This window comes from Streptomyces sp. NPDC101225, assembly GCF_044767585.1.
Lineage (GTDB): Bacteria > Actinomycetota > Actinomycetes > Streptomycetales > Streptomycetaceae > Streptomyces.
The window spans coordinates 198,195-212,329 of record NZ_JBIWOE010000009.1; the positions used below are offsets into that span (position 1 = coordinate 198,195).

At 69.0% G+C, this 14,135-nt stretch carries 9 protein-coding genes and 2 pseudogenes; 8 read left to right on the forward strand and 3 right to left on the reverse strand.

Annotated features, from left to right (window positions below; genetic code table 11):
- Positions 1-59: 59 nt before the first annotated feature.
- A complete protein-coding gene (locus ACIRPX_RS16140) occupies positions 60-3,512 on the forward strand; it encodes a DEAD/DEAH box helicase family protein (RefSeq protein WP_404194064.1) in 3,453 nt (1,150 codons plus the stop codon).
- 91 nt (positions 3,513-3,603) lie between these two features.
- Here the strand turns inward: ACIRPX_RS16140 and ACIRPX_RS16145 are convergent, their stop codons facing one another.
- Together ACIRPX_RS16145 and ACIRPX_RS16150 are read right to left on the reverse strand one after the other, a co-directional pair.
- Positions 3,604-3,966, reverse strand: a complete 363-nt coding sequence (locus tag ACIRPX_RS16145) for a hypothetical protein (RefSeq protein ID WP_404194066.1) — start codon at positions 3,964-3,966, stop codon at positions 3,604-3,606.
- A 1,013-nt stretch (positions 3,967-4,979) separates the two neighbouring features.
- The gene (locus ACIRPX_RS16150) at positions 4,980-5,903 is read right to left on the reverse strand and encodes a hypothetical protein (RefSeq protein WP_404194068.1); all 924 of its coding nucleotides are present in this window, start codon (positions 5,901-5,903) and stop codon (positions 4,980-4,982) included.
- Positions 5,904-6,058: 155 nt separating this feature from the next.
- Between ACIRPX_RS16150 and ACIRPX_RS16155 the strand changes: the two are divergent.
- The 4 genes and pseudogenes from ACIRPX_RS16155 to ACIRPX_RS16170 all read left to right on the forward strand — a co-directional run.
- Positions 6,059-7,444: pseudogene (locus ACIRPX_RS16155) on the forward strand (YifB family Mg chelatase-like AAA ATPase); the annotation flags it as partial.
- Positions 7,441-8,601 carry a DNA-processing protein DprA gene (dprA, locus tag ACIRPX_RS16160; RefSeq protein WP_404194071.1) on the forward strand — a complete coding sequence of 387 codons (1,161 nt, stop codon included), beginning with the start codon at positions 7,441-7,443 and terminating at the stop codon, positions 8,599-8,601. The pseudogene ACIRPX_RS16155 and the gene dprA, both read left to right, overlap by 4 nt.
- 271 nt (positions 8,602-8,872) lie before the next feature.
- Complete coding sequence (whiG, locus tag ACIRPX_RS16165; RefSeq protein ID WP_404194073.1) at positions 8,873-9,715, forward strand: RNA polymerase sigma factor WhiG; 843 nt, start codon at positions 8,873-8,875, stop codon at positions 9,713-9,715.
- A 74-nt stretch (positions 9,716-9,789) separates the two neighbouring features.
- Complete coding sequence (locus tag ACIRPX_RS16170; protein WP_404194274.1) at positions 9,790-10,344, forward strand: TetR/AcrR family transcriptional regulator; 555 nt, start codon at positions 9,790-9,792, stop codon at positions 10,342-10,344.
- A gap of 41 nt (positions 10,345-10,385) precedes the next feature.
- Here the strand turns inward: ACIRPX_RS16170 and ACIRPX_RS16175 are convergent.
- A pseudogene (locus ACIRPX_RS16175) lies at positions 10,386-10,967 on the reverse strand (murein hydrolase activator EnvC family protein); the annotation flags it as partial.
- Between the two features lie 270 nt (positions 10,968-11,237).
- On the opposite strand from ACIRPX_RS16175, the gene rpsB reads away from it, so the two are divergent.
- From rpsB to pyrH, 3 genes are all read left to right on the forward strand, one after another.
- Complete coding sequence (gene rpsB / locus ACIRPX_RS16180; protein ID WP_404194076.1) at positions 11,238-12,158, forward strand: 30S ribosomal protein S2; 921 nt, start codon at positions 11,238-11,240, stop codon at positions 12,156-12,158.
- Between the two features lie 182 nt (positions 12,159-12,340).
- On the forward strand, positions 12,341-13,177 hold the full coding sequence (gene tsf, locus ACIRPX_RS16185; protein ID WP_404194079.1) for a translation elongation factor Ts: 837 nt from the start codon (positions 12,341-12,343) through the stop codon (positions 13,175-13,177).
- 188 nt (positions 13,178-13,365) lie between these two features.
- Positions 13,366-14,124, forward strand: coding sequence for a UMP kinase (gene pyrH / locus ACIRPX_RS16190; RefSeq protein ID WP_404194081.1), 759 nt, complete (start codon positions 13,366-13,368; stop codon positions 14,122-14,124).
- The last annotated feature ends 11 nt before the right edge of the window (positions 14,125-14,135 follow it).

Here is a 14,135-nt window from a genome sequence, read left to right on the forward strand (position 1 = left end):
CCAGAAGTATTCACCGAGTTCCCTCCCGTCTGTTGGCCGAACGCCTAGAAAGGGCACACGTGAGCAACTTCGGGTTTCTTAGGGGTGAGTGGCCTGACCTCTGCAGTGAGGCGCTACATGCGGAGCGGTTGGCTGTGGCGGATCCGCGGGCGGCTGTGTTCTACGCGAGGCGGACCATAGAACTCTTGGTTACCTGGATGTTTGATGCGGACGAGGCACTGCAGCGGCCGTACCGGGACGACCTGTCGGCCATGCTCTCGGAGCCGACGTTCGTGCGGGTCGTGGGGCCGGCGATCCGCACGAAGATGGACGTCATCCGGCGTCAGGGGAATGCCGCTGTCCATCGCAAGGCGCCGGTGTCGGTGAACGACGCGATGCGGGTCGTTGGCGAATTGTTCCACGTCATGTACTGGCTGGCGCGCACCTACGCCACGGACCAAGCGAACCTTCCCGCCCCTGGTTTGTCCTTCGACCCGACGTTGGTGCCGCGTCCGGAGCCGGCCAGCGTCAAGTTGGCCAAGCAGGCCGAGTTGAAGAAGCAGGCCGAACAAAACGCCGCGCAGCAGGAGGCGCTGGCAGCAGAGCGGCGCAAGGCTGAGGCCCTCGATGCTGAACTGCAGGTGCTGCGTGCGGAGATTAGAGCGGCGAAGGCAGCCAACGAGGCGCGCGTCGACACGCACGACTACAACGAGGCTCAAACCCGCACGCTGATCATCGACCTCCTACTGAAGGAGGCGGGGTGGGCTCTGGATAGCGTGCAGGACAAAGAGTTCCCGCTTTCCGGACTGCCGGAATCAGCATCAAGGACCGGCAGGGGCAAGGCTGACTACGTTCTGTGGGACGACGACGGCAAGCCCTTGGCCGTCGTGGAGGCCAAGCGCACTACGCGTGACGCGAAGGATGGCCAGAACCAGGCCAAGGTGTATGCGAAGGCGCTCGAAGAGCAGTTCGGTCAGCGCCCGATCATCTTCTACACCAACGGCTATCACACGTACATTTGGGACGACCTAAACTACCCGCCGCGCGAGGTTCAGGGCTTCTACACCAAGGAGGAATTGCGACTGCTGGTGCAGCGGCGGACCTCGCGGCAAATCCTGGCGAAGCTGCCGATCAACGACCAGATCGCGGGCCGCGCGTACCAGTCTCACGCGATCCGGCGGGTGGGGGAGGCCTTCGAGTCCGATGCAGCTCGCCACGCCCTTCTCGTGATGGCCACCGGCTCAGGCAAGACCCGCACAGTGATTGCGCTTGTCGACCTAATGATGCGGGCCAACTGGGTCAAGCGCGTGTTGTTCCTGGCTGACCGCAAGGTGCTGGTCAAGCAGGCCACCAACGCGTTCAAGCAGCAGCTGCCCGGGGCGCCGGTGGTCAGCCTCCTGGAGGAGAAGGACTCCAACGCACGGGTGTACGTGTCGACGTACCCGACGCTGATGAACCTCATCAACGAGGTGGACGAGACGGGGATGCGCCGCTTCGGGCCGGGGCACTTCGACCTGATCGTGGTGGACGAAGCGCACCGGTCGATCTACCAGAAGTACGGGGCGATCTTCGACTACTTCGACGCCTTACTCGTCGGTCTGACCGCGACACCGAAGGACGAGATCGACCGCAACACATACCGGCGCTTCCAGTTGGAGGACGGCGTACCGACCGACGTGTACAGCCTGGAGGAGGCTGTCGCGGACGGATATCTCGTGCCTGCGCGGGCTGTGGAGGTACCACTGAAGTTCCAGCGCGGTGGCATCAGGTACGCCGACCTGTCCGACGAGGAAAAGGAGCGCTGGGACGAACTCGACTGGGCAGAGGACGGCAGCGTACCCGACGAGGTCAGCTCGGAGGAGCTCAACAAGTACCTGTTCAACGCGGACACGGTGGACAAGGCGCTCGCGAGTCTGATGGAGCACGGTGTCCGTGTGGCTGGCGGAGATCGTCTCGGCAAGACGATCATCTTCGCGGCCAACAGCGCGCACGCCGAGTTCATCGCCGAGCGATTCGATTTCAGCTACCCACACCTGCGTGGGGAGTTCGCCCAGGTCATCACGTACCGCAAGGAATACGCGCAGAACCTGATCGATCAGTTCTCCGACGCGACCAAGGCGCCGCACATCGCGATCTCCGTCGACATGCTCGACACGGGCGTAGACGTGCCCGAGGTCGTGAACCTGGTCTTCTTCAAGCTCGTTCGTTCCAAGACCAAGTTCTGGCAGATGATAGGCCGAGGCACCCGACTGTGCCCGGACCTGTTCGGCCCGAACCGGGACAAGGATGGGTTCCTGGTCTTCGACCTGTGCCAGAACATCGTGTTCTTCAATCAGAACCTCATGAAGGCCGAAGGAAAGCTCGGGCCGTCCCTGACTCAGAGAATCTTCACTGGCCGCGCGGACCTGCTGCTCGCCCTCGACGGACAGGAGCCCACCGCGGACGGACAGGCCGAAGCAGAGGCAGCTGGTGACGACGGCACCATGAGCACGTCCGGACTGCGGCACCACCTCGCGGATCGGCTGCACCAGGAGGTGACCGCCATGAACCCGGACAACTTCCTGGTCCGCCCCAAGCGCGAGTACCTCGATGCGTTCGCCGGCCTCGATAGCTGGTTGTCTCTGACGCAGGAGGCGCATGCTCAAGTCGTCGACCACTTGGCGGGTTTGCCTACCGCGTTTCGCGACGACGACAGCAGCGAGGAGGCTAAGCGCTTCGATCTGCTCGCTTTGCGGTTGCAGCTCGCAGTGTTGCGCGCCGATCCCGGCTACGACCGGCTGCGTGCCCAGGTGCAGGAGATAGCCTCGGCGCTGCAGGACCAGTACACGATCCCGGTCGTGCGGGCTCAGCAAGAGTTGATCGATGAGCTGGTCGGCGACGAGTGGTGGCAGGACGTGACCCTGCCGATGCTGGAGTCGATGAGACGTCGGCTGCGGAGCCTGGTCAAGCTCATTGAGAAGGCCCGTCGCAACATCGTCTACACCGACTTCGAGGACGAACTGGGAGAGCTGTCGGTCGCCCAGTTGCAGGGCACGGCGATTGGCGCTGACCTGACCCGGTTCGAGCAGAAGCTGAAGATCTACCTGCGCGCCCACGAGGACCAGCTGGCGATCCAGAAGATTCGCCGAAATCGGCAGATCACCGCGACTGACTTGGCCGAGTTGGAGCAGGTGTTCCTTGAGGCTGGCATCGGTACTGAGGCTGACCTCGACCGCACCCGCAGCGTCGAAGGCGGGCTCGGCGTCTTCCTGCGCTCCCTAACTGGCCTGGACCGCGACGCAGCTCGTGACGCCTTCGACGACTTTCAGCGTGGACGGACTCTGTCCAGTGCTCAGCTGCGCTACGTGGACCTGCTGATCGACTACCTTGCGCGCAACGGCACGTCCGACATCGAGGCTTTGTACGGGTCGCCGTTCAGCGCCCTGGCGCCCCAGGGCCCCGAAGACCTCTTCGAAGAGGCGGAGATCGACAGCATGGAGGCGGTCATCAAGTCGATCCGCTCTACGGCCGTCGCAGCAGAGGACGTGGCGTAGCCGACAGGTTTTGCACCGGAGCTGGCCTCGACGTTGGCTGCCCTGCGCCGCGGATTTGCCGGGCAGCCACTCGCGGCAACCTAAGCAATACTCACGGCAAGACCGGGTCGCTGTAGCGGTCGAACACTGCGTCCCGCTCCCGCTCCCAGGTCCAGTCGGCGTCTCTACGGCGAAACTCCGTAACGGCCAGCTCGAAGAACTGGCCGGAAGGCTTACCAGTGGACCCATTGACCACCAGGGCCGACAACATCGGATCACGCCCGCTGCTGTCCCGGCGGCAAACGTCCGCCAGGAGGAGCGACATCATTCGGCCGTGATAGTGCACCCGGTGCTCCGGTGCCACGGCCTCGCTCAGTGCCTTGTAGGTGTCGGTCCGGCCCTCTTGGGCCCACGCCCTCAGAACTTCCATCATGGCTTCCAACGCAGCCAAGTAGTCCGCATCCCCGTGCTTCATCTGAGCCCCTCCACTTGAACAGAACCAGTACGGAACCGAGTTGAGACTGTATGGAGTTCGCAGACGCCGGCGAGCGTCGCACCGGAACGTCGATGCCTCCGCTAAGCCGAACTGGCCACCAACCAGTGCCATGGGTTGCCATCGACCACGGAGTCGAACTCTCCGGCAACCGACCAGCCAGCCATCCATCGTCCGCCGCCGTGGTTTTTGCCGCGGCAGGAACACGTACACAAGGGTCCTTGGGCGGTCTTGCAGCTCGCCGTGCACTTCTCGAGAGGGTTGTACTCGCGCCCTACCATGATCACCTTGTGTCGCCGCATCAGTGTGTTCGCGACGGACTGGAAGTGTTGGTTGTTGACCGTCCAGCACCCCATGCGCTCGTTCCAGGCTGACGTCACAGCGCGCTGCGTCAGGTCCTGCACTCGGTGTGCCTGCGTTGGCTTCGAGTAGCCGGGCATCCACACACCGAGCCATCCAGAGGCGGGAAGAACCACCGAAGCCAGGCTTCCGCCCTTCCACTGCGGCAGCCACTTTGGAGCTGGCATAGCCTCGGGAGCGGCAGCGGGGAGGCGCGGCGAGCCGCCATGCCCGGCGAGTCGCGCTGGTACCGGAGGTAATCGCGAGCTGCTGCTCTGCCTGACAGGGTGAGCCTTTCTGGCGCTGGCGGCAACGATCTCCGCCACGCGGCCCGTCAGCAGACCGGAGGCGTTGCACGCACGCTCGCCGTAGAGCTCACTGCTGTGGGTCTCGACAGTGCCGTCTTTGGTGATCCTGACGATCTGGCAGCAGTCCTGACAAACGGATACGTTGGCCAACGGGTGCCCTCTCAACCGATTTCCCGGATGCTACATCTGGGAAATCGGATTTTCGTGCCCTTCTCGTCATCGTTGAACTCTCGCCAGGGCCATAGCCATCGGCACGCCCGGATCGCCTCCCGCTGGGGGAGCAGGTGTACGACCTTCGCAGGAGTCCCCCGCTGGGCAGCTGCGGATCCTGAGGGAATGGGCAGAGGGTCAGAGGTAACCGGCACCTTTGGAACGTTCACGGCGGACGGTGGCGCCGACGGAGTCCGGGTTGGCGTCAGGGCGAACCTGGAGGATGTTCGCGACAGCCGCGGCGTTGGTGACGCCAGCGCGCAACTGTTCGCGAGCGAGGTGGGCGATGCTCGGCGAAGTGTCGTTGTGTTCGCCATTGTTCGGGCTGGTCAGCGGCACGTTGTTCTGCCGCTCGGGCCCCTCGTCCGCATCGTGTTCGCTATCGCTGTTCGGTTGTTCGGGAGCCCTGTTCGCTGGCTTCGCAGGTACCTCAGGCGGGGTGCCGGAGAGCCGGGCGCGGAGGTGCTCGGCGGCGAGGAGTTCAGCCGCAGCCCGGTCCTCGATGCGCGCAACCTGTCGGCGGACGTCCGCGACGGCGAGAGCGGCGTTCGCTCGTGACATCTCCTGCCGTACCCACGCGGCGTCGGCCTCGGACAGATCCCGGTCGATGAAGCGCATGACGCCGAACCACAGCGTCTTCGCGAACAGGCTCACCCCGGCCCCAACGACACCTAGGGCCGGGCTGCCGAGCAGCAGACCGTGCCAGAGGATTGCGCCCATGGTTGCAGCCAAGAGCGCCCATCCGAGGCGCTTGGAGAAGCCGCGTTTGGCGGGGTCGAAGCGGCTCAGCCATTCCAGGAGGATGTTGACCATCCAACCCAGGTCGAACACTACTGCGGCGGCGAACCCGATCCCGCGTCCCAGCAGTACGCCGATGCTGTAAGTGGACCAGGTGACTGAGACCAGGGTGAGGACGAGGACCAGACTTGCCGCGGCCCGTAGGGCGACCCGGTCCCAGTCGCGAGGCGGGACAGGGATGGCAACGGCGTAGTGCTCGGGTACATCGTGGGTACCGCCGTCGAGTGGTACATGGCGGACGTGGGTCCCGGTCCGAAACTTCACGAGAGGTCCTTCACTGTGAGCCCGCAGGGTGCCGGTCAGGGCCAGAAGCGGGGAGCGCGTACTTCCTCCCGGAGGCACCCACTGGATTCGGCCGCAGGTCACGGCCGATGCAGGTCAGAGCCCTACCGGGCACTTAGAAGCGTCTCAAACAAAGATTCGACCTGGCCGTGGCCTGTGCGGTGCTCGGCGCCGCGGAGCGGATCGACCCGCGGGTCCTCGCCGACATCGTGATGATCGGGGAGCTCGGGCTGGACGGCAGGGTGCGCCCGGTGCGGGGCATCCTGCCCGCGGTGCTGGCCGCGGCGGACGCCGGCTACGAGCAGGTGGTGGTGCCGGAGTGCGCGGCCGCCGAGGCATCGCTGGTGCCCGGTGTCTCGGTGCTCGGGATCCGCAGCCTGCGGCAGCTGATCGCCGTCCTTGCCGACGAGCCGGTGCCCGAGGAGGAGCCGGACGAGCTGGGCCGCCCGGACCCGCTGCTGGCCGGGCTGCGCGTGCCCGGCACCGGAGCGGCCACCGGCATGCACAGCCTGGGCGCCGCACCGCACGATCACGACCACGACCTGGCCGACGTCGTGGGCCAGACCTCGGCCCGTACGGCGGTGGAGGTGTCCGCCGCGGGCGGCCACCATCTGTTCCTCGAAGGGCCGCCCGGCGCCGGCAAGACCATGCTCGCCGAGCGGCTGCCGGCCGTACTGCCCCGGCTCACCCGGGAGGACTCGCTCGAGGTCACCGCGGTGCACTCGGTCGCCGGGCTGCTGCCGCCCGGCAAGCCCCTGATCGACGTCGCGCCCTACTGCGCCCCGCACCACTCGGCCACGATGCAGTCCCTGGTCGGCGGCGGTCCGGGCGTCGCGCGCCCCGGGGCGGTGTCGCTGGCCCACCGTGGGGTGCTCTTCCTGGACGAGGCTCCGGAGTTCCACGGCCAGACCCTCGACGCCCTGCGGCAGCCCCTGGAAGCGGGGCACGTGGTGATCGCGCGCAGCGCGGGAGTGGTGCGGTTCCCGGCCAGATTCCTGATGGTGCTCGCCGCCAACCCGTGCCCGTGCGGCCGCTTCTCGCAGCGGGACTCGCTGTGCGAGTGCCCGCCGTCGGCGATCCGCCGCTATCAGGCCCGGCTGTCCGGGCCCCTGCTCGATCGGGTCGACCTGCGCGTCGAGGTGGACCCGGTCACCCGCGCCGAGCTGACCGTGCCCGGTGCCCGGGGCGAGTCCACCGCCGCGGTCGCCGACCGGGTCAGGGCGGCGCGGGAGCGCGCGGCAGCACGCCTCGTGGGCACCCCCTGGCGGTCCAACAGCGAGGTCCCCGGGCGCGAGCTGCGCAGCCGCTGGCACGCGGCACCGGGAGCCATGGACGACGCCGAGCGCAATCTGGAGCGCGGGGTGCTCACCGCCCGCGGGCTCGACCGCGTGCTGCGGGTCGCCTGGACCGTGGCGGACCTCGCCGGCCGGGGCCGTCCCGGCGCGACGGACGTGGCCCTCGCCCTGCAGCTGCGCACGGGAGTCCCGCGGGGTGTCCCGATGGCGATCGGGGCGCCGGCGTGAGCGCCGGCGACGACCGCGGCGCCGAGCGGCTCGCCCGGGCCTTCCTGGCCCGGGTCCTCGAACCGGGCGACGAGGCCGGCGGGCGGTGGGTGCGGGAGCTCGGGGCCCGGGAGGTCGCCCGGCGCCTGCGCGAGGACGGGCCGCGGCTCGCCGGGGTCACCGGCAGGCGCTGGGCGGGACTGCTGGCCCGTGCCCGGCTGGCCGAACCGGAGCGGGACCTCGCGGTGGCGCGGGAGGCCGGGGTGCGCTTCGTGGTGCCGGGGGACGGCGAGTGGCCCGGACAGCTCGACGACCTGGGCGATGCCCGGCCCTGCGGACTGTGGGTGCGCGGGCGGGCCGGTCTGCGGATGTGGGCCCTGCGCTCGGTCGCCGTCGTGGGGGCGCGCGCCTGCACCGGGTACGGCGCCCACATGGCGGCCGTGCTGGGCGCGGGCCTCGCCGAGCGCGGCTGGGTGGTCGTCTCCGGTGGCGCCTACGGGGTCGACGGTGCCGCGCACCGGGGCGCGCTCGGGGCCGGCGGCGCCACCGTGGCGGTCCTCGCCTGCGGGGTCGACCGGCCCTACCCGCCCGGGCACACCGAGCTGATCACCCGGATCGCGGAGCAGGGCCTCGTCGTCGGGGAGCTGCCACCCGGTGATCATCCGACACCGAGCAGATTCATCGTCCGCAACCGCGTGATCGCCGCCCTGACCCGGGGCACCGTGGTCGTCGAGGCGGCGCACCGCAGCGGCTCGCTGGTCACGGCGCGGGCGGCGCAGCGGCTGGGACGACACACCATGGGGGTGCCCGGACCGGCCACCAGCGGTCTGTCCGCGGGGGTGCACGAGCTCCTGCGGGGCGACGCCGCGCTCGTCACCGACGCCGCGGACGTCGTCGAGCTGGTCGGCGCCATGGGGGAGCTGGCCCCCGAGCGGCGCGGGCCCGTACTGCCCCGCGATCTGCTGGAGCCGGGCGCCCGGCGTGTGCTGGCCGCCGTGCCCGGCCGCGGCGCGGCCCCGCCCGGGGCGATCGCGCGGGACGCGCAGACCACGCAGGACGACGCGATCGCGAGACTGTACGAACTCCGATCACTTGGTTACGTCGAACGACACGGCGACGGCTGGAAGTTGACACGCCAGGCGATGATCTCCGTCCACGGAGGCCGGAACCGGTGCTGACGGAGGGGGTTCGGCCGTCCGGGGGAAGCCCGAGACCTGTGGAAATACCCGCAGTTGGCGTTCCGGGCCGCTCGCTGCGAGCCGTCGCCCCGACCCGGTGGGGCGCACCGAGGAACGTATCTGCGCACGGGTCACGGGCCGCCCTTCGCTCACCGCGACACTCCAGTCACGCTACGCTCACGTGGATTCCGACGCAGACAGGCATCTCGACATCAGACCGACAGCTCACCCAGGCACCCTCACTTCACGGCAGAACGGCACAAGGCGACGAATGCCCCAGCACACCTCCGGGTCCGACCGGGCGGCGATCCCCCCAGCCGCCCGTGACGGTGGCAGCGTGCGACCGCCCGCTCCCTCGACGCTCGACGAGCTGTGGCGGTCGTACAAGGACACGGGCGACGAGCGGCTGCGGGAGCAGCTGATCCTGCACTATTCGCCGCTGGTCAAGTACGTGGCGGGACGGGTGAGCGTCGGCCTGCCGCCCAATGTCGAGCAGGCCGACTTCGTCTCGTCCGGGGTGTTCGGGCTGATCGACGCGATCGAGAAGTTCGACATCGGCCGGGAGATCAAGTTCGAGACGTACGCGATCACCCGTATCCGGGGCGCGATGATCGACGAGCTCAGGGCGCTGGACTGGATTCCGCGTTCGGTGCGGCAGAAGGCGCGGAACGTGGAGCGGGCGTACGCGACCCTGGAGGCGCGGCTGCGCCGGACGCCGTCCGAGGGCGAGGTGGCCGCCGAGATGGGCATCCCGGTCGACGAACTCCACGCGGTGTTCAGCCAGTTGTCGCTGGCCAACGTGGTGGCCCTGGAAGAGCTGCTGCACGTGGGCGGCGAGGGCGGCGACCGGCTGAGCCTGATGGACACGCTGGAGGACACCGCCGCCGACAACCCCGTCGAGGTGGCCGAGGACCGGGAGCTGAGGCGGTTTCTGGCCCGGGCGATCAACACGCTGCCCGACCGGGAGAAGACCGTCGTCACGCTGTACTACTACGAGGGCCTCACGCTCGCCGAGATCGGGAACGTGCTCGGTGTGACCGAGAGCCGGGTCAGCCAGATCCACACCAAGTCGGTGCTCCAGCTGCGCGCGAAGCTGGCGAGCTTCGGCCGCTGAGGCGCGTGAGCGCCTCCCGCCGGGGGTGGTCCGTCCGTAAAGTGGTCGACGTGCCAAGGATTCGAGCGGCCTCCGTGGCCGAGCACCGGTCGATGCAGCGGGCCGCCCTGCTGGACGCGGCCCGGTCGTTGCTGTCCGAGGGTGGGACCGAGGCGCTGACCTTCCCGGCCCTCGCCGAGCGGACGGGGCTCGCGCGGTCGTCCGTGTACGAGTACTTCCGCTCCCGCGCGGCGGTCGTCGAGGAGCTGTGCGAGGTCGACTTCCCCGTGTGGGCCGCGGAGGTCGCGGCGGCCATGGAGCGGCAGGGGACGGCCGAGGCCGAGATCGAGGCGTACGTGCGGCAGCAACTGGAGCTGGTGGGGGACCGGCGTCATCGCGCCGTCGTGGCGATCTCCGCCGGCGAGCTGGACGCGGGCGCCCGGGAGAAGATTCGGGCCGCGCACGGCGGGCTGGTGGCGATGATCGTCGACGCGCTGTCCCGGACGGGGCACTCCGAGCCGCGGCTGGCCGCGATGCTGCTTCAGGGGATCGTGGACGCGGCCGTGCGGCGGATCGAGCTGGGGGCGGAGGTGCCGTCGGACGTCGCCGACGCGGCCGTGGGCATGGCGTTGCGGGGCGTACGGGGCTGAGCCGGCGCTGCGCGGCCGTCCGCCGGCCGGGCGGGCCCGTGCGGCAGCGGCACGCCGAGCACCGGCAGCAGCCGCGACGGTCCCCTCCGCAGCAATCCCGGTGGCAGCAGGGACAGCGGATCCAGATAGACCCCGCCCCTCAGCAAGCCCCAGTGCACGCACGTGAGAGCGCAGTGCGAAGTCCCCGGCTCCGCCGTCCCCACCACCTCACCCGCCTTCACCTCGTCCCCCTTGCGCACCGTCGCCTTGACCGGTTCGTACGTCGTACGCAAGTGCGTGCCCGCGACTCCCACGGAGACCACGCCGCGGCCCGCCACCCGGCCGGCGAAGGAGACGCGGCCGGGCGCCGCCGCTCGCACCGGGGCGCCGGGCGGGGCCGCGAGGTCGACGCCCCGGTGGCCGCGGCCGTAGAGGGTCGCCGGGGGCTCCCAGCCCCGTAGGACGGCGGGGCGCACTCCCACCGGCCAGGCGCGGCCGGAGGCCGGCGTGGGCGGGGGCCGGGGCGGGACGGGGGGCGGGGCGTCCGCCCGGGCCCACGGGGTCAGGCCGGCCAGGGCCAGGGAGACCAGGGCCAGGGACAGCAGTTCCGCCCATGGCGGCCGCCCGCTTCGTTTCGCTCGCATGCCGCAACCGTCCCGCACTCCCGGCGGTCATGGCCGGGACCTGTGGACCACCGCGCGGTTGTGGACAGCGGCGTCACCCGGTGCCTCGCCGGTCCCGTACACTTCTTCTGGCGATCCGGGTCACCGGGTCGACTTCGCACGCCCCGACACCAGGTGGTCACAAGCCGGTGTCAGCGCTCCTCGGTCCTTCGTGGCACGGCGCATGCGGGCGTCAGGCGCGGGAGCCGTCCGGTCCCCGCGGCACAACCGAGAAAACCAAGGAGAACGGCCATGGCCGTCGTCACGATGCGGGAGCTGCTGGAAAGCGGCGTCCACTTCGGTCACCAGACCCGTCGCTGGAACCCGAAGATGAAGCGCTTCATCTTCACCGAGCGCAACGGCATCTACATCATCGACCTGCTCCAGTCGCTGTCGTACATCGACCGCGCCTACGAGTTCGTCAAGGAGACCGTCGCCCACGGCGGCACGGTCATGTTCGTCGGTACGAAGAAGCAGGCGCAGGAGGCCATCGCCGAGCAGGCCACCCGCGTCGGCATGCCCTACGTCAACCAGCGCTGGCTGGGCGGCATGCTCACCAACTTCTCGACCGTCTACAAGCGTCTGCAGCGCCTCAAGGAGCTCGAGCAGATCGACTTCGAGGACGTCGCCGCGTCCGGTCTGACCAAGAAGGAGCTTCTCGTGCTCTCGCGCGAGAAGGCCAAGCTGGAGAAGACCCTCGGCGGTATCCGCGAGATGCAGAAGGTGCCCAGCGCCGTCTGGATCGTGGACACCAAGAAGGAGCACATCGCGGTCGGTGAGGCCCGGAAGCTCAACATCCCGGTCGTCGCGATCCTCGACACCAACTGCGACCCCGACGAGGTCGACTACAAGATCCCGGGCAACGACGACGCGATCCGCTCCGTCACCCTGCTCACCCGTGTGATCGCCGACGCGGTCGCCGAGGGCCTCATCGCCCGCTCCGGTGTCGCCACCGAGGGCAAGGGCGAGAAGGCCGCGGGCGAGCCGCTCGCCGAGTGGGAGCGCGACCTGCTCGAGGGCGAGAAGAAGGCCGACGAGGCCGAGAAGCCGGCCCAGGCCGCCGCCGAGGCCCCCGCGGCCGAGGCTCCCGCCACCGAGGCCCCCGCGGCCGAGGCTCCCGCCACCGAGGCCCCCGCGGCCGAGGCTCCGGCTGCGGACGCCGAGCAGGCCTGAACGTCAGCGTCCTGAAGTTGACGGCGGGAGCGGTCCGGCAGCCAATAGCGCCTCCGGCGCGGTGAAAGCCGCTCCCGCCGTTCACCCGTAGGTCGGCGGAGTGTCCACGGCCCCCGACCGCATGGGGCCGTGGACCCCGTAGATCTTCGATCTTCCAGACTTCGAGAAAGATTCAAAGACTCATGGCGAACTACACCGCCGCCGACGTCAAGAAGCTTCGTGAGCTCACCGGCGCCGGCATGATGGACTGCAAGAAGGCGCTGGACGAGGCCGAGGGCAACGTCGACAAGGCCGTCGAGGCGCTCCGGATCAAGGGCCAGAAGGGCGTCGCCAAGCGCGAGGGCCGCTCGGCCGAGAACGGCGCCGTCGTCTCCATCATCGCCGACGACAACTCCTCCGGCGTCCTCGTCGAGCTGAAGTGCGAGACGGACTTCGTCGCCAAGGGCGAGAAGTTCCAGGCCGTCGCCAACGCGATCGCCGAGCACGTCGCCAAGACCGCCCCGGCCGACCTCGACGCCCTGCTCGCGTCCGAGATCGAGGCTGGCAAGACCGTCCAGGCGTTCGTGGACGAGGCCAACGCCAACCTGGGCGAGAAGATCGTCCTGGACCGCTTCGCGCAGTACTCCGACGGCTACGTCCTCGCGTACATGCACCGCACGATGCCCGACCTGCCCCCGCAGATCGGTGTCCTGGTCGAGTTCGACAAGCCCAACGCCGAGGTCGCCAAGGGCATCGCCCAGCACATCGCCGCCTTCGCGCCGAAGTACCTCGCGAAGGAGGACGTGCCGGCCGAGGTCGTCGAGTCCGAGCGCCGCGTCGCCGAGGAGACCACCCGCGCCGAGGGCAAGCCCGAGGCCGCCCTGCCGAAGATCGTCGAGGGTCGCCTCAACGGCTTCTTCAAGGACGCCACGCTCCTCGGCCAGCCGTACGCGCTGGACAACAAGAAGTCGGTCCAGAAGATTCTGGACGAGGCCGGTGTCACCCTGAAGCGCTTCACGCGTATCAAGGTCGGCATCTGAGTCCGTGCCGCGAGCGGCGTCCCGGCCCGATAGGGTCGGGAGCAGTCGTCCGGTACGCCGTCACGCGCGCGTGTGACGGGCGACAGCAGATCTGACGAGGAGGCCATTGCCGCGCATGGGTTGCGAACGACACCCCACCGGCAGTGGCCTTCTTCGTATGTGCACCACGTGAAAGAGGCGGGATCTCGATGACCACCAAGGCCCAGAAGAGCGACGACGGCAAAGTAACCGGTCGGTTTCTGCTGAAGCTGTCCGGTGAGGCATTCTCCGGCGGCGGGGGCCTGGGTGTGGACCCCGACGTGGTGCACAAGATGGCCCGTGAGATCGCGTCCGTCGTGCGGGACGGCGCGCAGATCGCGGTCGTCATCGGCGGCGGCAACTTCTTCCGCGGCGCCGAGCTCCAGCAGCGCGGCATGGACCGGGCCCGCTCCGACTACATGGGCATGCTCGGCACCGTCATGAACTGCCTCGCCCTGCAGGACTTCCTGGAGAAGGAAGGCATCCAGTCCCGGGTGCAGACCGCCATCACCATGGGCCAGGTCGCCGAGCCCTACATCCCGCTGCGTGCCGTACGGCACCTGGAGAAGGGCCGCGTGGTCATCTTCGGCGCCGGGATGGGCATGCCGTACTTCTCCACCGACACCACGGCCGCCCAGCGCGCCCTGGAGATCGACGCCGAGGCGCTGCTGATGGGCAAGAACGGCGTGGACGGCGTCTACGACTCCGACCCCAAACGCAACCCGGACGCGGTCAAGTTCGACTCCCTCGGGTACGGCGAGGTGATCACCCGCGACCTCAAGGTCGCCGACGCCACGGCCATCACGCTGTGCCGCGACAACAAACTGCCGATCCTCGTGTTCGAGCTTCTGGCGGAGGGCAATATCGCCCGCGCCGTCAAGGGTGAGAAGATCGGCACGCTTGTGGGTGACCGCGGCAGCCGGGACTGACCGGCAACACC

Excerpts from the sequence above, each read along its gene's own strand:
- ACIRPX_RS16145 (WP_404194066.1), bottom strand. The coding sequence starts at position 3,966 with ATGAAGCACGGGGATGCGGACTACTTGGCTGCGTTGGAAGCCATGATG.
- whiG (WP_404194073.1), top strand. The coding sequence starts at position 8,873 with ATGCCCCAGCACACCTCCGGGTCCGACCGGGCGGCGATCCCCCCAGCC.
- rpsB (WP_404194076.1), top strand. The coding sequence starts at position 11,238 with ATGGCCGTCGTCACGATGCGGGAGCTGCTGGAAAGCGGCGTCCACTTC.
- tsf (WP_404194079.1), top strand. The coding sequence starts at position 12,341 with ATGGCGAACTACACCGCCGCCGACGTCAAGAAGCTTCGTGAGCTCACC.
- pyrH (WP_404194081.1), top strand. The coding sequence starts at position 13,366 with ATGACCACCAAGGCCCAGAAGAGCGACGACGGCAAAGTAACCGGTCGG.